Origin of the sequence: Tetragenococcus halophilus subsp. halophilus DSM 20339 (assembly GCF_003841405.1) — a bacterium.
In the GTDB taxonomy this organism is placed as follows: Bacteria; Bacillota; Bacilli; order Lactobacillales; family Enterococcaceae; genus Tetragenococcus; species Tetragenococcus halophilus.
Genome location: NZ_PXYA01000001.1, coordinates 39372 through 61182, shown reverse-complemented (window position 1 = coordinate 61182; position 21811 = coordinate 39372). Strand labels below are relative to the sequence as shown.

Genomic DNA, 21811 nt, shown 5'->3' with positions numbered 1-21811 from the left:
TTTAATTAACTAAATAAGGGGCAGTAACTGTATTGTCAGTTTTCGCTAAATCTTGAACTGTTCCTGAAAACGTAAGATAGCCCCCTTTATCTCCGCCTTCAGGACCGATTTCTATCACCCAATCGGCTCGTTTAATAACACTAATATGATGTTCTAGTAGAATAATACTATTGCCCTCATCTACCATTTGTTCAAATAAGTCTAGGAGCTGCTGAATATCATCTAAGTGCAAGCCGTCTGTTGGCTCATCTAATAGATAAATCGTTCCTTCGCGATGTAAATTATCCGCCAATTTTAAGCGCTGCAATTCACCGCCAGATAATGTCGTTAATGATTGATTTAATTTTAAATAGCCCAAACCTACATCTAAAAGTTGTTTTAATTCTTGGGCAAAAGGTTGGTCTTTAAAGAATGCAAAGCTCTCGTTCACGTTCATATCCAACACATCCACAATGGTCTTTCCTTGATAGAAGTATTGGGTTGCTTCTTCGTTGTAGCGAGCCCCATGGCACAATTCACAAACTGTTGTAACATCTTCCATAAAAGACATATCCGAAACGATAATCCCTTTACCCTTACATCTTGGACAGGCGCCTTTGGAATTATAACTAAACCAAGCAGGACTTACATTGTTTTCTTTGGCAAATAATGAACGGATTTTATCAAAAATATTTAAATAAGTCATCGGCGTCGACCGTAAATTCACACCAATATTTTTTTGTGAAATATAAACCATTTCCTTATCTTGTTGCATAATTTTTTGATAAATGACACTTGCCAATGAAGATTTCCCCGAACCAGCAACGCCACAAATAACAGCTAGCACGCCTAATGGAATATCAACGGAAAGATTTTTTAAATTATGCAGGTCAGCATTTTTTATCGATAATGTATTTTCCGATGTTCTTGGTGAATCGTTCAATGGTACTTTTTCATGAAGGGCTCGACTCGTTATCGTATTTGATTGTAAAAATTCACTATAAGGACCAGCAAACTGTACAGCTCCGCCATTTTCCCCAGCTTTAGGCCCGATGTCTATAATATAATCCGCCATTTGAATAAGTTGCGGATGATGTTCCACTAAAACCACTGTGTTTCCTTTATTTTTTATAGCAATCAGTGCTTGGCTCACACGTTCAATATCTTGCGGATGCAATCCCGCACTAGGTTCATCTAAAATATACATGATATCATTTAAGGAACTATTGATATATTTCGCGATTTTTATTCGTTGTGCTTCGCCGCCTGACAAGGTTCCAGTTGCTCTTTCCAAGGTTAAATAAGATAAGCCGATATCGATTAAAGCTTGTACACGTAACATAATTTCTGACTTTACATTTACAGCGAGAGGATCAGAAATAGCAGTGACAAATTCCTTTAGTTGCTCTAATGACATACTGACAACATCAGCGATATTTTTACCGGAAATTTTACAACTTCTAACCTTCTCATTTACTCGACTCCCATGACAATCTGGACACTCTTTTACCGTTACAAAACGGTCCAATTGTTTTTGGTGACGACGACCTTCATCCGAATGAATAATACTTCTTTGTACACGCGGTACAATTCCCTCATATAAAGCAGTATGTGGCCATTCAGCTGGCGCATTTTTGATTTGTTGTCGTGGCGCATAGAATAATAAGTCTTGTTCTTCTGGTGTGTAGTCTTTAATTTTTTCATCTAAATCAAACAAGCCACTATTAGCATAGCGTTTCCAACGCCATTTTCCTTTGTGAAACGTAGGAAAATCGATAGGGTCTTCGTTTAAAGACTTATTAAAATCAACCAGTTGATGTAGATGAATTTCAGTGACTTTTCCTAAACCATCGCAGGTTGGACACTTACCATCAGGATGATTAAAAGAAAAGGTATCAGAATAACCGATAAATGGTTTCCCAACACGAGAAAATAACAAACGTAAAAAAGTATATATGTCTGTATAGGTTCCCACAGTTGAACGAGAATTCGCTGAAACTTTTTGCTGCTCAATCATAATTGAAACCGGCAAATTTTCAATTTTTTCTACTTCAGGCCGTCCATATTTAGGCAAGTATGCCTGCACATAACTATTAAAAGTATCGTTTAATTCTCTTCTTGACTCAGCCGCCAAAGTATCAAAAACCAAAGAAGATTTTCCTGAACCTGAAACACCGGTAACCACAGTTAATTGATGTTTAGGGATCTCCACTGTAACATCTTTTAAATTATTCTGTTTAGCATTTTTTATTTTGATATATTCCATCACATAAGCCTCCAAATATATCTATATTATAACATGTTTCATCTAAATTTAGTTTTTAGATCACTTTAAGCCTTTGGCGTAAAAAAGCCAGATTTACGAAAAATAAAGTTTGTAAATCTGACTTTTTTATTAATAATTGTAACAGAGAGTGTTTTTCACTCCCCATGTTTTTAATATCAAGTAATATTTTTATCCGTTTATATATCAAGTTCTTCATTTAGCAACAAATCATCATTGGCTGTATCGATGATTTTCAAACGATTTGTTCGTTTAATAAATACGCTTTTGTATTCTTTTTGTCCTTCATCGTTAGAAAACAGTAATACTCTTTTATTTGGATTATCAGTGGCTGTCTCCATGGTTAAGCCTTCCAAATCAATGGTGTCTTGCAAAATATCGCCTTCCTCAAAGTCAGCAACATCATTTTCTGCATCTGAATTTTGCGATTCATCAGTAGAAGTTTCAGCAGTCTCTTCTTCTGTAGAAGCTTCTTCCGTCTCCTCTGTGGATTCTTCCATTGCTTCAGAACTTATCGAAGACGATTGTTCTGTTTCGGTTGATGTTTGTTCAGTTGATTCTGCTGTTTCTGAAGTTGCTGCTACTTCCTTATCTTCATTATTCTCAGTGGATGTTTGTTGTGTACAGCCTGCCAATAACATGGTTGAGATTAAGACAAGCGTTGTTACTTTTAAACTTTTCATTGTAATACTCTCCTTTAAATTATCTGTTTTATTTTATCATGTTTAAAGGGAGTACCCAAGTTTTATGCAAAAGCTTTTTCTTATTCCACTTCAACCACAAACGCTTGCCATGGCTGTAAGTTTATATTTTCAAGTGTCGTAAACTCGTCCACTGTATTTTGTATGATGACTTTTTTCATTTCATCTTCTGAAGAAAAAGGTTGTACTTCGCTGGAAAAGTTCGTTACCACTAACCAACGTTGTCCTTTGTACTTTCGATAATAACTAAAAACTTCATCAACAGTATCCACTAACTGAAAGCTTCCCCAAATCATAATTGGATTTTCTTTGCGTAACTGGATCAGTTTTTGATAAGTATAAAAAATTGAATTGGGTCCTTTTAACGCTAATTCTACATTAATATCTTTATAATTATCATTGAGTGCTAGCCATGGTTTACCAGATGTAAAGCCAGCGTTTGTTGAACTATCCCAAGCCATAGGACGACGTGCATTATCCCGGCCCTTGGCATTAATCGAAGCTAAGATATCTTTTTTATCATAACCTTTTGCTAAGCGTTCATGATACATATTAATGGATTCGATATCGGCTGCTTCAGAAATATCTGAAATAGGTGTATTGGTCATACCTATCTCTTCTCCTTGATAGATGTAAGGCGTTCCTTTCATCATATGCAACAGAATCGCTAACATTTTTGCACTTTGTACGCGATACTTATCATCATCACCCCAGCGTGAAACGATCCGTGGTTGATCATGATTGTTCCAATATAAAGAATTCCAACCTTCATCGCCTAACTCCTTTTGCCACTTGGCAAGGACTTCTTTCAATTTAGCTACATCTAAAGGCGCTAAATCCCACTTTTCGCCATTTGCTTGTATGTCTAAATTCATATGTTGAAATTGAAAGACCATTGATAGTTCTTTACGTTCTGGTTTGGAATATAATTTAGCATTTTCCGGCGTTGCCGCCATCGTTTCGCCTACTGTCAACAAATCGTACTTGCCGAAAGTCTTTTGGTTCATCTCTTGTAAATAATCATGTAACTTGGGTCCGTTCGTTGAAATTTTTTCTTGAGGGACTTTACCGATTAAATCAATCACATCCATACGGAAACCACCGATGCCTTTATCAATCCAAAAATTCATCATATGATATACTTCTTCTCGTACTTTTTCATTTTCCCAATTTAAATCAGGTTGTTTTTTACTGAAAAAGTGAAGATAATATTGCCCGGTCTCTTCATCAAACTTCCAAGCAGAGCCAGAAAAAAAAGAGGTCAAATCATTAGGTGTCGTGCCATCTGCAGCAGGATTTGCCCAAATATAATAATCGCGATATGGGCTGTTTTTATCTTTTCTAGCTTCTATAAACCATGCATGCTCATCAGAAGTATGATTGACGACTAAATCCATTATAATTTTTATTCCCCGTTGATTCGCTTGAGCCAAAAGTTCTTCCATATCGTCCATGCTACCAAATTCATCCATAATCGCTTCATAGTTGGAAATATCATAACCATTATCGTCATTAGGTGATTGATAGACCGGAGACAGCCAAATTGCGCCTATCCCTAGTTCTTTTAAATAATCTAGTTTTTCAATAATTCCTTGCAAGTCTCCAATACCGTCGCCATTACTATCGTTAAAACTACGCGGATAAATTTGATAAACTACAATTTCTTGCCACCAATGTTGTACCATACTATTCCTCCTTTGATTCATTTTAACTATACGCCTTTGCACTAAAAATTGAAAGCGCACTACTAAAAAACTGAACTTTTAAAAACTGTAAATAATAAAAAAGCAAATGTTATGTTATTTGTAAACAACAATTGTCGATCACAAAATTCGTAAACTTTCGCTTTGTTATTTTCATTCCAACACAGCCTTACGTAATTGTTCGATGTCCAATTTTTTCATAGAAAACAGGGCACGGTTAATGTTTTCTTCTTTTTCTGGTTCTGGATTGCTGAGTAGTTCATTTAATTCGCTAGGCACAATTTGCCAAGAAAGACCATACTTATCTGTTAACCAACCACATTCTTCTGGCTGGCCTTCTTCACAGAAACCTTCCCATAACCGATCTATTTCTTCTTGAGAATCACAGTTAACCATTAGTGAGATTGCAGGTGTAAATTTAAACATTGGTCCTCCATTAATCGCAATATATTCCTGATCAGCTAGTGAAAATTCTACTGTTAATACAGTCCCTTCTGGCATGTCAGATACCTTAGCGCCTGAAGAACCATAATAAGTGATATTATGAATAGAACCCTCTTCAAATAAAGAAGTATAAAACTTCGCCGCTTCTTCTGCCTGAGTATCAAACCACAAATTTGTCACAATTTTTTGCATCTGAAAAACCTCCCTTTTCAGACTCTCTGCTACATTCATATTTAGCTTAAACAACATTCCATTGTTATTAAAAAATGGTAACTAATCCTACATTTCACTTTTATTTTAACATAAACGCTTACAAATCGCTTATTGCTAATAATTATTTTATCTAAAGTTTTTTCTTACCACGGCTGTGTCGTAGGTCCGATAGTAAACTCATTAACATTTGTATCTTCTGGCTGATCAATGGCAAAAGCGACAACATTGGCTACACGGTCAGGACCAATTTCGTATTGATCATACATTGCATTTCACAGCAAACAAATACTTATATTACATACGCCCTATACTTAAAAAGCATATTAAGTCATTATTCTTCTATTTTGTCTGCCAAATTAGAAAGGAATTTTGCCGGATTTCCTCCTACAATTGTATTTGCCGGCACATCTTTGGTCACCACAGCTTCTGCGGCGACAACTGAATTCTCCCCCACTGTTACGCCTGGAAGAATAGTAGCATTTGAACCAATCCAAGTTTTTTCTTTCAAAACGATAGGACGCAGGTGCATAATCCCTCGCTTTTCTGGGTGATAATCATGGTTAATTATAGCCAAAACTACATTATGACCAATCAAACATTGATCACCAATTGTAATGCCTCCTTGGTCTTGAAAGCGACAACCAGAATTGATAAACACATTTTTACCGATTTTGATATTTTTACCAAAGTCAGACGTAAAGGGTAAAAACAAGGAGAAACCTTCATCTAATTCTTGGCCAGTGATTTGAGTCATCTGTGCTTTAATTTGCTCATCAGTATACACACCATTATTAAGTTTCGTACTCAGATAACGTGCTTCACTGGATACTTTTGTCATCGCACGATGGACTTCTGTATTGGGATAAATCACTTGCTCTTTTGCAAATCTGCTTAAAAGTTCTGTTAACTCTATTCTTCTCATTCCTCACTCATAATTTTTATATTTTTAACAAACAATACCTTTGCCACTCTATCATAAAATGATATGATTTATTTAGCAAATACTTATAACAAATATGTAACTATGCTTTTAACGTATAGGAGGAAACTTATGGAAATTCGATTGTTACGTTACTTTGTAGCGGTTGCCAGCCAGCAGACCATTTCTGCAGCTGCCCAACAGCTCCACCTTTCACAGCCGACATTATCCAGACAACTAAGTGATCTTGAAAATGAATTAGATACAACGCTATTTATTCGCGGCAATCGTAAAATTAGTTTAACCGCAGACGGACAGTATTTGTTAAAAAAGGCCCAAGAAATTATCCAGTTAACGGATAAAACGACGGCAAATTTTAAGCAAAAAGATGAAACATTAAGCGGAGAAATTTATATTGGCGCGGGTGAAACTAAGGGAATACAAGTTGTCGCTCAAGCTTTAAAAAAGCTTTTACAAAATTATCCTGCCATCCAATTCCATTTATACAGTGGTAACGCTGATGATATTATGAATAAATTGGATAGCGGTTTGCTGGATTTCGGAATTGTGATTGAACCTGCCGATAAGCAAAAATATGATTACATGCATTTACCAGAAAGCGATACTTGGGGTGTATTAATGCATAAAGATAGTCCACTAGCAAGCAAAGAAGAGATTCGTCCTGAAGACTTGCACAATAAGGCTTTAATTATTTCCCGACAAACGACCGTTGATAGTGAGCTTTCAAGTTGGCTAGGACAAGAGATTACAAACTTGAATATTGTCGGCACATATAATCTCCTTTATAATGCTGCACAAATGGCCAAAGAAAAACTCGGCTATGTTTTATGTCTTGATCGTCTGATTGACACTTCCATTGATAGCTCTTTAGTCTTTAAACCACTAACGCCTAATTTAGAAGCAAGTCTTAACATCATATGGAAGAAAAACCAGTTTTTTTCTACAGCAGCACAAGAATTTTTGCAAGAATTACGTAAAACAATTGAAAATGAATAGGAATCTCCTCGATAATAGCCTCGTTTTTTCTTTTCTAATATAAACAAAAAACGCGCTTTAGTGAAAAATCACAGAGCGCGTTTTTTAACATATTTTAAATTCAATGATTATTCAACTCTAGGTTCAGTTCTTGATTGTACTTCGTTTTTGGCTTTTTTCGTTGCTTTATTCGTTTGTTTTGAAAGATAACGACCTGTGGAGCTAGCAGCACCGCTTACTTTATCTTGCACAGTCTCGCTTTCTTCTTGATATTGCTCTTGCGATTTAATATCAACTACATTTACATTAACTTCAATTACTTCTAAATGCGTCATTTCACTAACTTCGCTGGAAATGATTTTTTTCACTTCATCATAGATTTTTCGAACGTCTTTACCAAATTCTACAACAATATCCATATCTACAGCCACTTGTTTTGTACCAACTTCAGTATGAATGCCTGTAGTCACATCATTTGTATTGACTAATTTTTCGGCAATGTTTGAGAAAAATCCTCCATCGATTGTCAACAAGCCATCAATATCTGCTAAAGCCAAACCAATAATCTTTTGAATGACTTTATCCGCAAAAGTTAATTCTCCCGAAATTTGTTGTGTTGTAGTTGTACTGTTGTTTGTTTTATTTTCCATCTGTCTTTCCCCCAATTCATACATTTTTTATTTAAAACGATCAAAAAATCCCATAGTATTTAAATAAATACCAATAAAAGCACCTAAAAAGATACAAATAATAAGTAATAAAGTTTCGGAAAATCCGATCGTTAGCAGAAGAACTGCCAATATTAACCCGATTCCTCCACCAATGATGCCGTATCGATAGCGCTGAAATAATCCTTGCATTTTGACATCCTTCCTATTCTACTCTATTTCTTGGGCCCGCATTTTCTTGTTCATCTTTTAAGTAAACCTCTGTTTTGATCGCATCTGTTGCTAACAAGTCAGAAACCTCATGCCGTATTTGCTCAACTAATTCATTTTGCTTTTCAGTTGTACGCATCGTTTTACGTAGGGCTCCGACAATTTTGATCTTAATCTTTTTCTTACTCATTTTAACCTTTACTCGAGGATTTTCAATAGAAGGTTCTTTTTTTAAGGTTTCTAATACAAAGTTTTCTACAACACTTTTTCGAACGCTTAAACGCCCATTTTTACCTTTGATCACTAGCGTATTGCTCTTTTTCGGATAAAAAATCGTTACAAGCATAAGAAGAATCGCTAAGCCGATAAAAAATACACTCAAGCAAAAAAGTATGATTTGAATATAAGGACCAACCAAAGGATAATTATCCATTGAAATAAAATAAACGGGTAAATAAATTGCTTGCTGGTTTTCAATCAGTACAAAAAAGAAGGTAATAAGTAAGCCGAGCAGCACAATACTAAATAAAAGTTTCCTTATTTTTCCCATCCTTTCACCCTCTCTGATAGATTCAATAGCTAGAATAGAAGTGAGTACCCACTCTTTTCTTTACTATACAATGGTACTCACGCTATTGAAAAACATTTACTCAACTTCGGGCTTATTTTTTGTTTCGGATTTTTCCAGGCCTTCATTTATTTTCCCAGCCGCTTGTTCGGTTTTTTCTGAAGTATAATTGGCAATTTCATTTGCTTTATCTTCTAGTGTTTCTTTATTTTGTTCATATTCTTCTTGTGTTTGAATGTCTGCTACATTGACATTAATTTCAATCACGTCTAAACGAGTCATTTTCTTCACTTCTGTAGTAATGACCTGTTTGATTTGTTCATATATTGCAGAGATGTCTCGACCATATTCACAAATAATCTGCATATCTACAGCCACTTGTTTTTTACCTACTTCAGTATCGATCCCTGCGGTAACATTTTCTGTATTGCTTATTCTATCAGCAACTGATGAAAAGAACCCCCCTTGAACATTCAATAAACCATCGATTTGTTCCATCGCGATACCGATAATTTTTTGGATCACTTTATCGTTAAAAGTTAGCTCTCCAGAAGCTTGAGAACGATCTTCCATTGCTTGAAAAGAATTGTTTCCTTTTGAAGTTTGCTCTGTTGTCATTTTGATTCCTCCTCATTTTATATAGTTCATGTTATCTAAAACAAATAAATTTTTCAAAAAATAACTATAAACATGCTTTTTATTTCATAAAATAAAATAGCTTTTTCTTCTGTTCTTATTATATTTGAAAGTTTTTCAAATCGCCAGCGATAACCACTTTAAGCAAGAAAAAAATTCTTGTTGCCACCATTATTGATAATTATTGGAGGCAACTTTTCTGATGTGGCACCAATCTGAAAAATATTGGAAGCGACTTTTCCGATGTCCCACCGATCTTTAGCAATTTAAAAAATATTTCCTTGTAATCCAGAAAAAAAAGAGAGAAAAATCTCTCGTTTTGTATCTACTGCTTAGATGTAGTAGTTTAATCAAAAAACTCACAACCAATTAAGATTGCGAGTCCTCTCTAGATTCAATATTTTGCTGGTCATTGTCATTATCATTATGATCTTCACTATCAGTGTTAACAAATTGCACTTCAAAAATGGTTTTTTTGGCGTCATTGTCATTGAAAGCATCAAACTGAGCAACCAAGGTAGCATGTTGCCACTTTTGTCTAATACTACTTTTGTATTGCATATCAATTGTCAATTCAGTGGTTTACTCTTTTTCTATTAGCGCCTGTTTCAAACCATCATGAACCTTATCGTTTACTGGAAGCAAGTAACTTTCGTTGCCCGGTAAGATATGCACATATTTATTTTGTAATTGTTCATTATCCAAATATATATCTATATTGATGTTTTTAGCAGTTCCTCCGCCTAAATTATACAAACTAAAATAATCAATACTTTCCTCGCCGATCTTCAATAAATCTACCGCATTTTGTAGCTTAAACTTACCGTTTTCATGAATGATAAATGTTTGCTCAAAACCTAGTGCTGGGTAAAAACCCAAACGCATTTGGTACAGTTGAATTGATATTGAAACACAATAAAAAATCGTCATAACAAGTGTCCCAATCGAACCCACAGCATTTAAAATACTGACAATATCCATAAATAACTCCCCCTTATTTTATACAAGTGTCCTAATTGCCTATACAAGTATAAAATAAAGGCCTTTTTTTATAAAGTATTTCCCTTCAAACATACAAATAAAAAATCTTCTATGCTATTTTTACACAGAAATCGGTCGAGTCGCAAATACATCGTAGTAATGATTTAAAACAGCTAGCATTGTTTGATTCGCAATATTTTTCAATTGCAGATAATCTTCAGGCTGTTTTTTTTGTATGGCATAAAAAGCATCATTGATAAAATCGGAAAAGATGTTCACTTTACTAATACCATGTGTTGCACAACGATTTAAGTTGCTATCTCCACTAGAAGAACCGCCGTGAAGCACTAGCGGAATCGTTGTCATTTCATCTATTTCTTCAAGTCGTTCAAAGTTTATCGTGGGGGCCCCTTTATAAATTCCATGAGCTGTTCCTATAGAAATCGCTAATGAATCCACATTTGTCTGATCAACAAATGCAAGCACATCTTCTACTTCTGTATAGATTGAATCAGTAAGTGTGGGAGATTCGGAAAAATCATTTGACCCCACATGCCCTAATTCTGCTTCTACTGTCACATCAAATTGATGAGCATATTCTACAACTCTTTTAGTTATCGCAATATTATCTGCAAAACTTTCTCTTGAAGCATCGATCATGACCGAAGTAAAGCCCAATTCAATCGCTTTGAAAATAAAATCCGTATCTTCTCCATGATCTAAATGAAGGATAATCGGCACATGACTTTTTTCTGCAAAAAATTTACCGATTAGTGCTGCCTCTTCAATAGCTAATATTTCGCTGTGTGATTGTGCATACGCTAAAATTAAAGGCAAGCCTTTTTCTTCTGCTATCTTCACATAAGAACGTGCACTGTCTAAGTCAATAAAATTAGTAGCTGGTATGGCAAAATTTTCATCTTTAGCAGTAAGTAATGCGTTTTTAGAATTTACTAACATCGTTTATCTCCTTTTTTAAATATCTTTCTTGTAAAAGCGCTTTTATTTAATTGCCCATTATTAATAAATTACATGTTCGATGACGTTTTCGATTTTGATCCCAATCAACAAAATAAATATAACCTACAGAACCAATTAAAGGTTGGCCATCTTTAATGATCAATGTTTGGCTTGAACCAAACAGAGAAGCTCTTAAATGAGCATCCGCATTTAAAATGGTCGTTAAATCGTTGGGGTATTCCGGTGTTTGTTGGGAGAGTTCTTCTAAAAACTGTACGTGATCTTGTCCTGGATATAAATAATCACTTTCGGTTAACTGTCTGGGAATCAGTTTGTCCAAAATACGATTAAGATCAACTTGTAATAATTCATCCCCGTTCCAATCTTTATCATGGACAAACTCTTCAAAAATCACTGAACAAGTAGTATGTTGTGAACTAACGACACATAAACCATCTTGCACACCCGCTTCTTGAATCTCTTGTCGTACTTGATCGGTAATATCTGAATATGTGACTTTTGATCCGTTAGATTCGACTTTTAATGAACCATGTTCAATTTTCATAATTATCTTCCATCCTTTCCTTCTTCATAAACGCGTTGTACCGATTCAATCATTTCTTCTAGCATTTGACTAGGCAAATCTGCTTCGGTGATTCCACTTGTACATCCCGTACCATCGGCACCCAATTTAAGCGTGCGATACACATCCTCAGGGGTACTTATCCCAGCTGCTTGTAAAATATAGATATCCGGGTCAATCTCTTTTATGGCATGATTTGTTTCTTGGATATAACTTTCATCACTTGCTTGTCCCGTTCCAATGAGTTCAGTGGGTTCACAAAGCAAAACGTCAGGTTTAAGTAAAGCAATTGAACGAGCCTCTTCCAAAGAGTTAGCGCATACAATTGTTTTAATTCCCAGTTCTTTTGCCTTTTTCATCGATTGAATAAGCTCTGTTAATTGCAAAGGATGCTCCGCATGGTTCAAAAAGACTGCTCGAGTGCCTGCTTGATAAATAGACTCTGGTAATACTGCCCCCATTCCTCTGCCTGGGTCAATGCCATCCATGTGTTGCGCTGTAACGATAATATGTTGCGTATGACTTGCGATATTTGCTAAATCAGCATAAGGCGCAGTTATAAGAATCGTTAAATGGGGATACTTTTGGGCTAATGTGTCAGCTTTTTGTGCTAATTCCAATAATTTCTTACCATAAAAATAAGACTTCGGATTAAAAGTAAAAAAAGGTGCTTGCAATTTCATCGATCTCTTCCTTTCCATTTGTAAAAATTATTTACATTTGATAAATTTAGTATAACTTTCACAAGAAACCCTGTCAATATATAGTTTTCCAATTGAAAACACATTTAGCATTTGTTAAAACAATTATGTTATAATAAAAAGCACTTATAAAATTAATCCATTCAGGTGATCAAGTTGAACAATAGAAATAAAATGATCGTACAAGCTGCCCTCCTTTTTTATAAAGAAAATGTCAATCAAACAGAGATTGCCAAACAATTGAATGTTTCTCGTCCGACTGTGGCGACGCTACTCAAAGAAGCTGTAGATCGCGGTATTGTTAAAATTTCCATTCAAGACTCAGAAATTATGAATTTTGAACAACAAGAAATTCTCGCTAAAAAATATGGTCTAAAAACTGTTCTTATTTCCTCCGCTACTGCTTCTGAGGAGGAAGCCAAACAAGAAGTCGGCAATCTATGTGCTACTTTTGTAGAAAATAATTTAAAACGTATTAAAAATTTAGGGATTGGCTGGGGATCTACTTTAAATAAGTTTGCAGAAGCAGCCAGTTATCATCACTTTGAAGATTTATCGATCGTACCGCTTATCGGTGGTGTTGATGTATCAAATGTTAAAAACCAGTCCAACCACTTAGCTTTTATCTTATCGCAAAAATATAATTGTCATATAGACTATTTCTATGCGCCAGCCATTGCAGAAAGTTTAGAGATGAAAGAAGCCTTTGACCAATCACAATTTATTCGTGATATTATCCAAAAAGGAAAAAATGTTGATATGGCAATTACTGCAGTGGGCAATCCGATTGAATCGTCCTCCTATCGAAAGTTAGGTTATTTTAGTGAAGAAGACGCTTGTGAAATGAAAGAAAAGAATGTTATTGGAGATATTTTAGCCACATTTTTCAATAAAAACGGCGAGAGTGTTCCAACAAATATTTCAAAAAAAATGATTGGTGTTAATTTGGATGACCTTATGAACATTCCAGAAGTCGTTGTTGTAGCTTCCGGAAAAGAAAAAGCGCCTAGTATCCAGCATTTGTTAAAACAACCGATCATCGATCACTTAATTATTGATGCAGAAATTGCGGCAACATTATAAAAAGGAGCATAAAATGTTTACTTTTGAAAACTATCAAAGAAAATATCTCGCTCAAATGACAAAAGTTTGGAACGATGTGTTAAAAGACGGCGATGCTTTTCCAGGAGAAGAATTATTCACTGAAGAAGAATTTGAGACCTATGTAGCTGAACAAAGCATTGTTCGATGTATGACAATTAAAGGGAAACTAGCTGGTTTCTATGTTCTTCATCCTAATAATATCGGTCGTTGTAGTCACGTTGCCAATGCGAGCTATTGCATCGATAAATCTTACCGCGGAAGAAAAATTTTCTCTAATCTTGTAGAAGACTCACTCATACAAGCAAAAGCGCAAGGTTTTACCGGAATGCAGTATAATGCTGTAGTAACGAGCAATCTCCCTGCCATTCATATCTATCAAAAAAATGGTTTTACTACTGTGGGGACCATTCCTGCAGGATTTCGTTTAAAAGATGGTCGTTATTCTGATATGTATATTATGTCACTAGTGGTGCATGAAACATTTTAAATTAGCTCTTTATGTTTCACACTATTTTCATTCATAAAAAAATCCTTTATACTGAGCTTGGATGACTTATCCAAGACCAATACAAAGGAACTTAATATGGATAAGTATAAAACAATTTCAGCTTTTAATAAATGGTTTTCGAACATAAATTTCAAAAAATTACCTTTTTCTATTCGTGAGAAAATTTCTCAAGCCGACAAGTATCATAAAAAATTTGCTTTTGAACACTTTTTGAAGGTGTTTCTCTATGGCATCGATCATGAGTGTGAAAGTTTACGTGAAATGGATACGGCATTTGTTTCCCCTGATCTACAACAGACCATGGCGTTAGATGCCATCAGCCATTCGCAGCTTTCCCGTGAGCTCGCCCAGATGGATGACGAAATTTTGTGGGCGATTTTCGCACAGTTACTGGAAAAAGCACGGTCAAAAACACCGGTGACTAAACGAAATGCGCTCTATCTCGTGGATTCTTCTACCTTTCCGTTAAATACCACTCGATATCCTTGGGCGGACTTTCGCTCAACCAAAGCGGGGATCAAGCTTCACTTAAAACTTTGTTTTATGGATAAAGAACACTTGTATCCGGATCAGTTTGAAGTCACGAATGCGGTTGAACATGATGACAATCACTTAGAAGTTTTTGTCAATCAACCGGAAGCGACCTATATCTTTGACCGTGGTTATATTGATTACGAGCGACTGGATGAAATGGAAGCCGATGGCTATTTTTTCGTCACAAGAGTGAAGAAAAACACCAAAATCCATGTCAGAGAAACTTATGATACTTCTCAGAGTAAAAACATTTTGCGTGACCAAATGGTGGTGTTAGGTACGCAGGTTTATTTAACCTCCCCGTTTCGCTTAGTGACGATTCAGGATGAAAAGGGAAAACAATTACGTTTTGTCACTAACCGTTTTGATGTGACCGCCCAAGAAGTGGCCGACATGTACAAAGCTCGTTGGCAAATTGAACTATTTTTTAAGCACATCAAGCAACATATGACGATAAAAAAGCTATTTTCCCACAGTGAAAAAGGGGTAAGCAATCAAATCATTCTCGCCATGATTGCCAGTCTACTGACGTATTTACTCAAAGTGGAGACAGGAAGTAAGAAATCTCCTTTTCAAATCAAGCGTCTATTGAAACACTTGCTTTTTCAACCTTTTGAAGAATTATGGGTGTTGCTCGTTCCTACGTGACGAAATAGCATTTGTCGTTGTTGCAATAGTATTCAGATAAATAATGAAAATTTTTTTCTGGAAAAGTCATCCTTTGCGCAAGCATTTGATTTTTTTGTCATTTTTTAGAAAAAAGTTAAAATCTGAATATTCTGATCATATTAATGCACCACTAGTGATATTATGTATAAAGATTTGTAAATTGGTTATAGATGATGGAAAAACTTGGACCTTATTTTAGGTTCAAGTTTTTTATGCTAATACCACCTATCTGCTACAAACGCCCACTTATCCATAAGTTATATACATTTATGAATCATTCCACTATGCTTAATTTGAAGGAGGGAAAGAAGATGAAAGTAAAATTAGAATTAGATCAAGCACTGGACAAAGAAATGATTATTTTAAAAACAAAAACACAGTCATCGGAAATTAAGGAAATTGTTGCCTATATCGAGCAAAAGTCCACACCATTAGTTGGAAAAAAACAAGACAAAAACTATCGAATAGCAATTAATGATTTTGTTAACTTTTATTCCAGTCAGAAAAAAGTTTTCGGTCACACAAAAGATCAAGAATATATTATTTCCTATCGTTTATATGAATTAGAAGAACAGTTGCCTCATTCTTTTGTTCGTATTTCTAATACCGAAATTATTAACTTAGATTACGTACAACATTTTCAATTGAGTAAAAGCGGTTTAATTTTAATTCGTTTGTCAAATGGACATATGACAAGTTCCTCAAAAAGATATTTAAAGAAAGTAAAGGAGCGCTTATTATGATGAAAAAAATTGCAGCTTGTTTAGGTATCGGCATCGTATTCGGCACATTCATCGGTTTAATCTTATCTGTCTTTGCTTCATTAGCCTATAGCCAATCAGAGTATATGCCAGTATCACCAGCGTTTATGTCCTACTTTTCTAATGAAATACAAGCCATGCTAGGAGCAATTGCTTTATGGTCAGCTATAGGCAGCATATTTTCATTGGCTAGTCTTTTTTATTCCCAGACCGATTGGAGCGTCACTAAAATGACCTTGGTTCATTTTAGTGTTACCTATTTGACCTTCCTACCTTTAGCAACAATAGCCGGCTGGACTTCTTTAAAATTAGGAACTTTACTAGGATTCACGCTTACTTTCCTTTTTATCTATGTAATCATTTGGTTTGTTGCTATGTTAAGAGTAAAAAAAGAAATAGATGCGTTAAATCAACATCTGCAAGATAATAGCTAGATTAAAAAGCGTATCCTTTTTGCGGGATACGCTTTTTTAACTGCTATGACATAAGCTGCAATTGCTTATTTTTCATCTCATAAACTTCGTCGGCTAATTTTTCGACAAAATAAGGATCGTGCGAAGTAAAAATAACCGTTCCTTCATAACTTGCGATCAATTTTTCTAAAGCTTCTATGGTTTTGATATCGATAAAATTCGTCGGTTCATCTAATATTAATACATTAGAAGGTCGTACGAACAACAGTGCAATAGAAAGTTTGGTCGCTTCTCCTCCACTTAAAGCCGACAATGGTTTACTAATCTCTAATTGAGCAAAACCTAAATTATTTAAAAGACTACGAACCAGTTTTTCTGGATACTCCGTGCGTTTCATTAAAAAGGTTAGCATCCTTTCTTCGCCATACAATTTATAATCCATTTGTTGGTAAAAAGAAAAAGCAACCTTAGGTGATAAAACAACGCCTTCTCTATCATTTACAATAGCATCCAATAAAGTTGTTTTACCGCTACCGTTTTCTCCTACAATCGCTATCTTCTTATTTAAAGCAAATTGAAAGTCCGTTTGTTTTAATAAGACTTTATCTCCGGCTGTTAATTGTAGATTTTCTCCACGAATAGGATATTTATTATGAATTTCTACTGATTTTGGCGTAGGAAAATGAATTTCTTGTTCTTTGGTTTCTGTTCTGACTTCTTGAAGCTGAGACAAACGTGATTCCATTGACTTAGCAGACTTTTGCATCGATTTTTGCACCGTATCTTTTTGTTTTGAAGAAGAAAGACGATCGGGACGAATACTCTGTTGTTTTTTCTTATTAGATACTTTGCTTGCCTTTTCTGCTTGTTCTTTCTTTTTAGCAATCGCTGTTTCTAAACGTCTTTTCTCTTGTAAATAGTTTTCCTTGTCACGTTCATTTTTTATATGTTCCTGTTCTTTTTGCTCTTTGTAAGAATCATAATCGCCTTCGTATTCAACAACTTTACCATCTTGAATTTCCCATATTTTATCGGCTAATTGATTCAAAAAATAACGATCATGACTCACAAACAGCAACGTTCCATAGTAATAACGTAATTCTTCCACTAATTTTTTTACACTTTCCCGGTCAAGATGAGTCGTTGGCTCGTCCAACAAAAGGCCCATTTGATACACTGAAAGTATTTGTGCTAGCCAAAATTTCGAGCTTTCTCCACCGCTTAATGTCTGTAAATTAATTTTAGGAACATCAAACTGACTCATCAATGCCCAATCAAGTGAATCAATATTCAATAATTCATCCACCTCTGCTATTTGCGGGTAATAATTGAATGCTACTTCTCTTTGAACTTCACCTTCAGGGATTAAATCACCATGAATAATTTTTAAGAGCGTAGATTTCCCCTCTCCATTTCCGCCAATAATACCGATGCGGTCGTTTTCATAAACAGATAATTCATCAATTGCTAATACTTCTTTTGCGCCAAAATTTTGCTGTATATTTTTTAATTTAATTGTTAATTGTTCCATGATATATTCCCTTTCTTACTTAGGAAAAGGAAAAAAATGAGTACACAAAAAAGGATAGTCTTCTACGGAACTATCCTTGCCATTTCAATTTTTATTTTATAGAAAAGTATACACTCATCCCTTGAAATCGCTATTCCTAAGACTTTTGAATTTATATTTAATTATTGATTCAAAAGTGCAAAGCGCAATCTCATAGATGCAGTCATTGTATACTTCCTTCCTTCATAATTTTCATTCTAATAATAACTTAACAGTTAGAAAAAGTAAAGAATTAGCTTTTTCCTATAAAAATTACAGATGAGGAATTAATCTAGCAAAAAGATTATTAGCAAATTCAAAAGTACATAAACATTTATGTATATGAAAGGAGTATTCATATTATTTTTTATTCAAAAATGAACCAAGTTTATCTAACACAATTAAAAAAATAGAGAAACCTATGATTTTTATAATAAATTTAAAAGAGTTTGTATCATGGAAAATAAGATTATCCACGATGAAAATAACACAAGCGTATCCTATAAGGTAAAACCTTTTCCGGTTTCATAGAAACACTCCTACTCAAAATATATTAAATGTCCCATTAAATTTGTCACTAGTGTAAACTACTAAAAATTATTGAGAAATGTTCATTCAAAAACTGATAGCCTTTTGCACTACTTAAAAAGCATGGTCAAAAGTATGGTCAAAACGCAAAAAAGAGGATATCCTCGGCATAGGATACCCCCCAAAAGCTGGTAATTCAGCCTTTTCCTTATTCCGCTGCGTTGGCGTCTTTGAAACCATACTTCTTGTTGAAGCGGTCCACTGGGCCATCTGCTTGCGTGAATTTTTGACGTCCAGTATAGAATGGATGTGAATCGGAAGAGATTTCAACACGTACAACTGGATATGTGTTGCCGTCTTCCCATTCAATGGTTTCTTCTGAATTTTTTGTTGAACCTGACAAAAATTTAAAACCTGTTGTTGAATCCATAAATACAACTGGATGATATTCTGGATGGATATTTTGTCTCATATTATTACTCTCCTTTGCCCTGAATTATTTGCTAAATCAGAGTGTTTCTTTACAACACGTAACATATTAACATTTTTTCAATTTGAATGCAATTGACTCCGCTGATTTCTTTACAGTTAATTTCAGCTACTTCCTCGTTGATCTTTTTGCCTTTTTATCGGTAAATGAAACATCATGAAAAGAGTCAAGAAACTCTTGGTTTGTCTTCGTTTTTTTCAAGAAGCTTATAAATTGTTCTGTATACTCTAAAGAATCACCCAACATATTGTTACGCAAACGCCAAGTTTCTTCTAATTGCTCTGGACTCATTAACAATTCTTCTTTACGAGTACTGGAACGTTTCAGATCAATTGCCGGGAATACTCTTCTTTCAGCTAATTGACGGGAAAGATGCATTTCCATATTTCCTGTACCTTTAAATTCTTCATAAATCACATCATCCATACGACTGCTTGTATCTACTAAAGCCGTAGCTAAAACGGTTAAACTACCGCCTTCTTCAATATTTCTGGCAGCGCCGAAGAATTTTTTAGGTTTATATAAAGCCGCTGGATCAATCCCACCACTTAAAGTACGTCCACTGGGAGGTACGACCAAATTATACGCACGTGCTAAACGCGTAATACTGTCCATTAAAATAACGACATCACGTTTATCTTCGACTAGACGCATTGCCCGTTCTAAGACTAACTCTGAAACGCGTGTATGATTATTAGGCTGCAGATCAAAAGTGGAATAAACAACCTCACCATCTACGCTTCGTTCTAAATCAGTAACCTCTTCAGGACGCTCATCAATTAAGAGCACAATTAATTCTACATCAGGATAGTTTTCTGTAATTCCGTTGGCAACTTCTTTTATAATACTAGTTTTCCCTGCTTTAGGAGGCGCAACAATCAGTCCACGTTGCCCAAAGCCAACGGGTGAAAATAAATCCATAATCCTTGTAGAAATTCTTCCTGGTGTGGTTTCCAATGTAAACGGCGTTTCTGGGTAAAGTGCTGTTAGAGCTGGAAAATGTGGACGTTTTTTAGCTTCTTCCGGATTTTTTCCATTAACACTTTCCACATGCATTAAACCATAATAACGTTCAGATTCTTTAGGTGGACGCGCTTTACCTGCGACCTTATCCCCATTTCTTAAGCTGAAACGACGAATTTGTGAATTGGAAATATAAATATCTTCAGCACTTGGTCCATAGTTAATCGGACGCAAAAAACCGTAACTGTCTTGTGAAATAATGTCTAAAATTCCTTCCATATAGAAGAAACCTTGTTTTTCCGCTTGTGCGCGAATAACAGCCAAAGATAATTCTTTTTTGTTCATTTGACTATAATACGAAATTTTAAAATCTCGTGCGTAATTATAGATTTCTTTTAGCGTCATATTGTCTAATTCCGCCATTGTTAAATAGTCGCTCATTTTTCATCCTCTACCATTTCTATATCGGCTCCTAGCTTTGTTAATTTCTCAATAATATGATCATAACCACGCAAAATGTATTCTACACCACCAATAGTTGTAATACCTTCTGCCATCAAACCGGCAGTAACCAAGCAAGCCCCTGCTCGCAAGTCGGAGGCTTCTACTTCTGCACCATGTAATTGACTAGAACCATTAATAATCATCGTATTTCCTTCAATCGAAGCATTGGCACCCATACGAACTAATTCTGGAATATGATTAATACGTTTAGAATAAATCGTATCGATAACCTCAGAACTCCCGTTTGCTTTTAGTAAAAGCGGCGTAAGTGGTTGCTGTAAATCAGTAGCTAAACCTGGATAAGGATAGGTTTTTACAGATACTGCTTGTAAGTTTTCTGTCTTAGGCACATAAATTGCGTCTTCAGTAATGTCTAACTCCACACCAATTTCTTCTAATTTAGAAATATAACTATCCAAGTGTTCATAAATAACATTTTTGATTTTAACACCTTCACCACAAGCAGCTGCCATAGCCAAATAAGTTCCTGCTTCAATTCGATCGGGGATAATCGCATGACGACAACCATGTAGATTTTCAACACCTTCGATACGAATCTCATCTGTACCGGCACCACGAATTTTGGCACCCATATTATTCAGCAAAGTAGCTACATCAATAATTTCTGGCTCTCTTGCGGCATTTTCAATAATCGTACGTCCTTTGGCTTTTACAGCAGCTAACATCACGTTAATCGTAGCGCCAATAGAAACCATATCCAAGAAAATACGATCTCCTTGCAGTCCTTCTTCTTTCGTACGTAAATACATGGCACCGTGTTCGTTTGTCACTTGCGCCCCTAAGGTTTCAAAACCTTTAATATGTAAATTGATCGGCCGTGGACCTAGATCGCAACCACCGGGTAAGCCCACTACACCTTCGCCGAATTTGCCTAACAACGCGCCCATAAAATAATAAGAAGCACGTAAACTATTAATTTTTCCACTTGGCATCGGAACGGAAACAGTAAGAGTTGGATCAATTTCAAGTTGATTATTTTCAAAAGTGGTTTTTACACCCGTGATTTCGAGGATTTCAATTAAAGAATGGACATCTTGAATGTCGGGTACTCCTTCAAGTGTAACTGGAGAATCTGCTAAAATTGCAGCGGGAATCAAAGCGACGGCACTATTTTTAGCTCCGCTAACAGCTACTTCACCTGACAACGGTTGGCCGCCGTGAATCACAAATTTTTTCATTTTTTTCACCTATTAATTATTTTTTAATGTAATTATACATACG

24 protein-coding genes and 1 pseudogene are annotated in these 21811 nt (G+C 35.3%); 6 read left to right on the top strand and 19 right to left on the bottom strand.

Translation table 11 applies throughout. The features are described 5' to 3' along the window. Position 1: 1 nt before the first annotated feature. The 6 genes and pseudogenes from C7K42_RS00290 to C7K42_RS00270 all read right to left on the bottom strand — a co-directional run bounded on the left by C7K42_RS00290 (position 2) and on the right by C7K42_RS00270 (position 6246). Positions 2-2245 carry an ATP-binding cassette domain-containing protein gene (locus C7K42_RS00290; RefSeq protein ID WP_014124400.1) on the bottom strand — a complete coding sequence of 748 codons (2244 nt, stop codon included), beginning with the start codon at positions 2243-2245 and terminating at the stop codon, positions 2-4. A gap of 197 nt (positions 2246-2442) precedes the next feature. Beyond that, positions 2443-2946, bottom strand: a complete 504-nt coding sequence (locus C7K42_RS00285; RefSeq protein ID WP_014124399.1) for a hypothetical protein — start codon at positions 2944-2946, stop codon at positions 2443-2445. Between the two features lie 80 nt (positions 2947-3026). Next, positions 3027-4649 carry a glycoside hydrolase family 13 protein gene (locus tag C7K42_RS00280; RefSeq protein WP_061841427.1) on the bottom strand — a complete coding sequence of 541 codons (1623 nt, stop codon included), beginning with the start codon at positions 4647-4649 and terminating at the stop codon, positions 3027-3029. Positions 4650-4820: 171 nt separating this feature from the next. Beyond that, positions 4821-5303: a VOC family protein gene (locus C7K42_RS00275; protein ID WP_061841426.1), complete on the bottom strand. Its 483-nt coding sequence runs from the start codon at positions 5301-5303 to the stop codon at positions 4821-4823. Positions 5304-5467: 164 nt separating this feature from the next. Continuing rightward, positions 5468-5587: pseudogene (locus C7K42_RS12925) on the bottom strand (oxidoreductase); the annotation flags it as partial. Between the two features lie 68 nt (positions 5588-5655). Then, positions 5656-6246, bottom strand: a complete 591-nt coding sequence (locus tag C7K42_RS00270; RefSeq protein ID WP_231960507.1) for an acyltransferase — start codon at positions 6244-6246, stop codon at positions 5656-5658. 129 nt (positions 6247-6375) lie between these two features. Between C7K42_RS00270 and C7K42_RS00265 the strand changes: the two genes are divergently transcribed. Continuing rightward, on the top strand, positions 6376-7260 hold the full coding sequence (locus C7K42_RS00265) for a LysR family transcriptional regulator (RefSeq protein ID WP_061841425.1): 885 nt from the start codon (positions 6376-6378) through the stop codon (positions 7258-7260). 107 nt (positions 7261-7367) lie between these two features. Here C7K42_RS00265 and C7K42_RS00260 read toward each other — a convergent pair whose 3' ends face one another. From C7K42_RS00260 to C7K42_RS00220, 9 genes are all read right to left on the bottom strand, one after another. Next, complete coding sequence (locus tag C7K42_RS00260) at positions 7368-7889, bottom strand: Asp23/Gls24 family envelope stress response protein (RefSeq protein ID WP_061841424.1); 522 nt, start codon at positions 7887-7889, stop codon at positions 7368-7370. Positions 7890-7916: 27 nt separating this feature from the next. Beyond that, positions 7917-8099 carry a DUF2273 domain-containing protein gene (locus C7K42_RS00255; RefSeq protein WP_069028775.1) on the bottom strand — a complete coding sequence of 61 codons (183 nt, stop codon included), beginning with the start codon at positions 8097-8099 and terminating at the stop codon, positions 7917-7919. A 13-nt stretch (positions 8100-8112) separates the two neighbouring features. Next, entirely contained in the window at positions 8113-8667 is a 555-nt protein-coding gene (gene amaP, locus C7K42_RS00250; protein WP_061841023.1) for an alkaline shock response membrane anchor protein AmaP, read from the bottom strand. Between the two features lie 96 nt (positions 8668-8763). Continuing rightward, positions 8764-9303, bottom strand: a complete 540-nt coding sequence (locus C7K42_RS00245) for an Asp23/Gls24 family envelope stress response protein (RefSeq protein ID WP_103099645.1) — start codon at positions 9301-9303, stop codon at positions 8764-8766. 387 nt (positions 9304-9690) lie between these two features. Beyond that, positions 9691-9894, bottom strand: a complete 204-nt coding sequence (locus C7K42_RS00240) for a hypothetical protein (protein ID WP_094243721.1) — start codon at positions 9892-9894, stop codon at positions 9691-9693. A 9-nt stretch (positions 9895-9903) separates the two neighbouring features. Further along, the gene (locus C7K42_RS00235) at positions 9904-10302 is read right to left on the bottom strand and encodes a hypothetical protein (RefSeq protein WP_082786927.1); all 399 of its coding nucleotides are present in this window, start codon (positions 10300-10302) and stop codon (positions 9904-9906) included. Positions 10303-10422: 120 nt separating this feature from the next. Further along, entirely contained in the window at positions 10423-11262 is an 840-nt protein-coding gene (locus C7K42_RS00230) for a class II fructose-bisphosphate aldolase (RefSeq protein WP_094243722.1), read from the bottom strand. A 46-nt stretch (positions 11263-11308) separates the two neighbouring features. After that, positions 11309-11827 (bottom strand): YjbQ family protein, encoded by a 519-nt coding sequence (locus C7K42_RS00225; RefSeq protein WP_069028772.1) that lies wholly within the window; start codon positions 11825-11827, stop codon positions 11309-11311. A gap of 2 nt (positions 11828-11829) precedes the next feature. Then, on the bottom strand, positions 11830-12528 hold the full coding sequence (locus C7K42_RS00220; protein WP_069028771.1) for a triose-phosphate isomerase: 699 nt from the start codon (positions 12526-12528) through the stop codon (positions 11830-11832). Between the two features lie 174 nt (positions 12529-12702). Between C7K42_RS00220 and C7K42_RS00215 the strand changes: the two genes are divergently transcribed. The 5 genes from C7K42_RS00215 to C7K42_RS00195 all read left to right on the top strand — a co-directional run bounded on the left by C7K42_RS00215 (position 12703) and on the right by C7K42_RS00195 (position 16556). Then, positions 12703-13629, top strand: a complete 927-nt coding sequence (locus C7K42_RS00215; RefSeq protein WP_069028770.1) for a sugar-binding transcriptional regulator — start codon at positions 12703-12705, stop codon at positions 13627-13629. 13 nt (positions 13630-13642) lie between these two features. Continuing rightward, a complete protein-coding gene (locus C7K42_RS00210; protein WP_103099644.1) occupies positions 13643-14137 on the top strand; it encodes a GNAT family N-acetyltransferase in 495 nt (164 codons plus the stop codon). A gap of 96 nt (positions 14138-14233) precedes the next feature. Further along, on the top strand, positions 14234-15340 hold the full coding sequence (locus C7K42_RS00205) for an IS4-like element ISTeha5 family transposase (protein WP_014123848.1): 1107 nt from the start codon (positions 14234-14236) through the stop codon (positions 15338-15340). Positions 15341-15672: 332 nt separating this feature from the next. Further along, positions 15673-16104: a LytTR family DNA-binding domain-containing protein gene (locus tag C7K42_RS00200; protein WP_157728016.1), complete on the top strand. Its 432-nt coding sequence runs from the start codon at positions 15673-15675 to the stop codon at positions 16102-16104. Beyond that, entirely contained in the window at positions 16101-16556 is a 456-nt protein-coding gene (locus C7K42_RS00195; RefSeq protein WP_094243725.1) for a DUF3021 domain-containing protein, read from the top strand. The genes C7K42_RS00200 and C7K42_RS00195 overlap by 4 nt, the downstream gene beginning before the upstream one ends. A 43-nt stretch (positions 16557-16599) precedes the next feature. Here C7K42_RS00195 and abc-f read toward each other — a convergent pair whose 3' ends face one another. The 4 genes from abc-f to murA form a co-directional block, all read right to left on the bottom strand. Beyond that, positions 16600-18066: a ribosomal protection-like ABC-F family protein gene (gene abc-f, locus C7K42_RS00190; protein WP_094243726.1), complete on the bottom strand. Its 1467-nt coding sequence runs from the start codon at positions 18064-18066 to the stop codon at positions 16600-16602. Positions 18067-18820: 754 nt separating this feature from the next. After that, the gene (locus C7K42_RS00185) at positions 18821-19084 is read right to left on the bottom strand and encodes a type B 50S ribosomal protein L31 (RefSeq protein WP_014124377.1); all 264 of its coding nucleotides are present in this window, start codon (positions 19082-19084) and stop codon (positions 18821-18823) included. A 126-nt stretch (positions 19085-19210) separates the two neighbouring features. After that, the gene (gene rho, locus C7K42_RS00180) at positions 19211-20506 is read right to left on the bottom strand and encodes a transcription termination factor Rho (RefSeq protein WP_124175372.1); all 1296 of its coding nucleotides are present in this window, start codon (positions 20504-20506) and stop codon (positions 19211-19213) included. Further along, positions 20503-21768 carry a UDP-N-acetylglucosamine 1-carboxyvinyltransferase gene (gene murA / locus C7K42_RS00175; protein WP_103099764.1) on the bottom strand — a complete coding sequence of 422 codons (1266 nt, stop codon included), beginning with the start codon at positions 21766-21768 and terminating at the stop codon, positions 20503-20505. The genes rho and murA overlap by 4 nt, the downstream gene beginning before the upstream one ends. Positions 21769-21811: the final 43 nt, after the last annotated feature.

Bases quoted from the DNA above. Each gene is read 5' to 3' on its own strand.
- C7K42_RS00255 (WP_069028775.1), bottom strand. From the start codon at position 8,099: ATGCAAGGATTATTTCAGCGCTATCGATACGGCATCATTGGTGGAGGA.
- C7K42_RS00270 (WP_231960507.1), bottom strand. From the start codon at position 6,246: ATGAGAAGAATAGAGTTAACAGAACTTTTAAGCAGATTTGCAAAAGAG.
- C7K42_RS00265 (WP_061841425.1), top strand. From the start codon at position 6,376: ATGGAAATTCGATTGTTACGTTACTTTGTAGCGGTTGCCAGCCAGCAG.
- C7K42_RS00205 (WP_014123848.1), top strand. From the start codon at position 14,234: ATGGATAAGTATAAAACAATTTCAGCTTTTAATAAATGGTTTTCGAAC.
- C7K42_RS00195 (WP_094243725.1), top strand. From the start codon at position 16,101: ATGATGAAAAAAATTGCAGCTTGTTTAGGTATCGGCATCGTATTCGGC.
- C7K42_RS00230 (WP_094243722.1), bottom strand. From the start codon at position 11,262: ATGTTAGTAAATTCTAAAAACGCATTACTTACTGCTAAAGATGAAAAT.
- C7K42_RS00225 (WP_069028772.1), bottom strand. From the start codon at position 11,827: ATGAAAATTGAACATGGTTCATTAAAAGTCGAATCTAACGGATCAAAA.
- C7K42_RS00220 (WP_069028771.1), bottom strand. From the start codon at position 12,528: ATGAAATTGCAAGCACCTTTTTTTACTTTTAATCCGAAGTCTTATTTT.
- C7K42_RS00275 (WP_061841426.1), bottom strand. From the start codon at position 5,303: ATGCAAAAAATTGTGACAAATTTGTGGTTTGATACTCAGGCAGAAGAA.
- C7K42_RS00210 (WP_103099644.1), top strand. From the start codon at position 13,643: ATGTTTACTTTTGAAAACTATCAAAGAAAATATCTCGCTCAAATGACA.
- C7K42_RS00260 (WP_061841424.1), bottom strand. From the start codon at position 7,889: ATGGAAAATAAAACAAACAACAGTACAACTACAACACAACAAATTTCG.
- abc-f (WP_094243726.1), bottom strand. From the start codon at position 18,066: ATGGAACAATTAACAATTAAATTAAAAAATATACAGCAAAATTTTGGC.
- C7K42_RS00280 (WP_061841427.1), bottom strand. From the start codon at position 4,649: ATGGTACAACATTGGTGGCAAGAAATTGTAGTTTATCAAATTTATCCG.
- amaP (WP_061841023.1), bottom strand. From the start codon at position 8,667: ATGGGAAAAATAAGGAAACTTTTATTTAGTATTGTGCTGCTCGGCTTA.
- C7K42_RS00200 (WP_157728016.1), top strand. From the start codon at position 15,673: ATGAAAGTAAAATTAGAATTAGATCAAGCACTGGACAAAGAAATGATT.
- C7K42_RS00245 (WP_103099645.1), bottom strand. From the start codon at position 9,303: ATGACAACAGAGCAAACTTCAAAAGGAAACAATTCTTTTCAAGCAATG.
- C7K42_RS00185 (WP_014124377.1), bottom strand. From the start codon at position 19,084: ATGAGACAAAATATCCATCCAGAATATCATCCAGTTGTATTTATGGAT.
- C7K42_RS00235 (WP_082786927.1), bottom strand. From the start codon at position 10,302: ATGGATATTGTCAGTATTTTAAATGCTGTGGGTTCGATTGGGACACTT.
- murA (WP_103099764.1), bottom strand. From the start codon at position 21,768: ATGAAAAAATTTGTGATTCACGGCGGCCAACCGTTGTCAGGTGAAGTA.
- C7K42_RS00290 (WP_014124400.1), bottom strand. From the start codon at position 2,245: ATGGAATATATCAAAATAAAAAATGCTAAACAGAATAATTTAAAAGAT.
- C7K42_RS00285 (WP_014124399.1), bottom strand. From the start codon at position 2,946: ATGAAAAGTTTAAAAGTAACAACGCTTGTCTTAATCTCAACCATGTTA.
- rho (WP_124175372.1), bottom strand. From the start codon at position 20,506: ATGAGCGACTATTTAACAATGGCGGAATTAGACAATATGACGCTAAAA.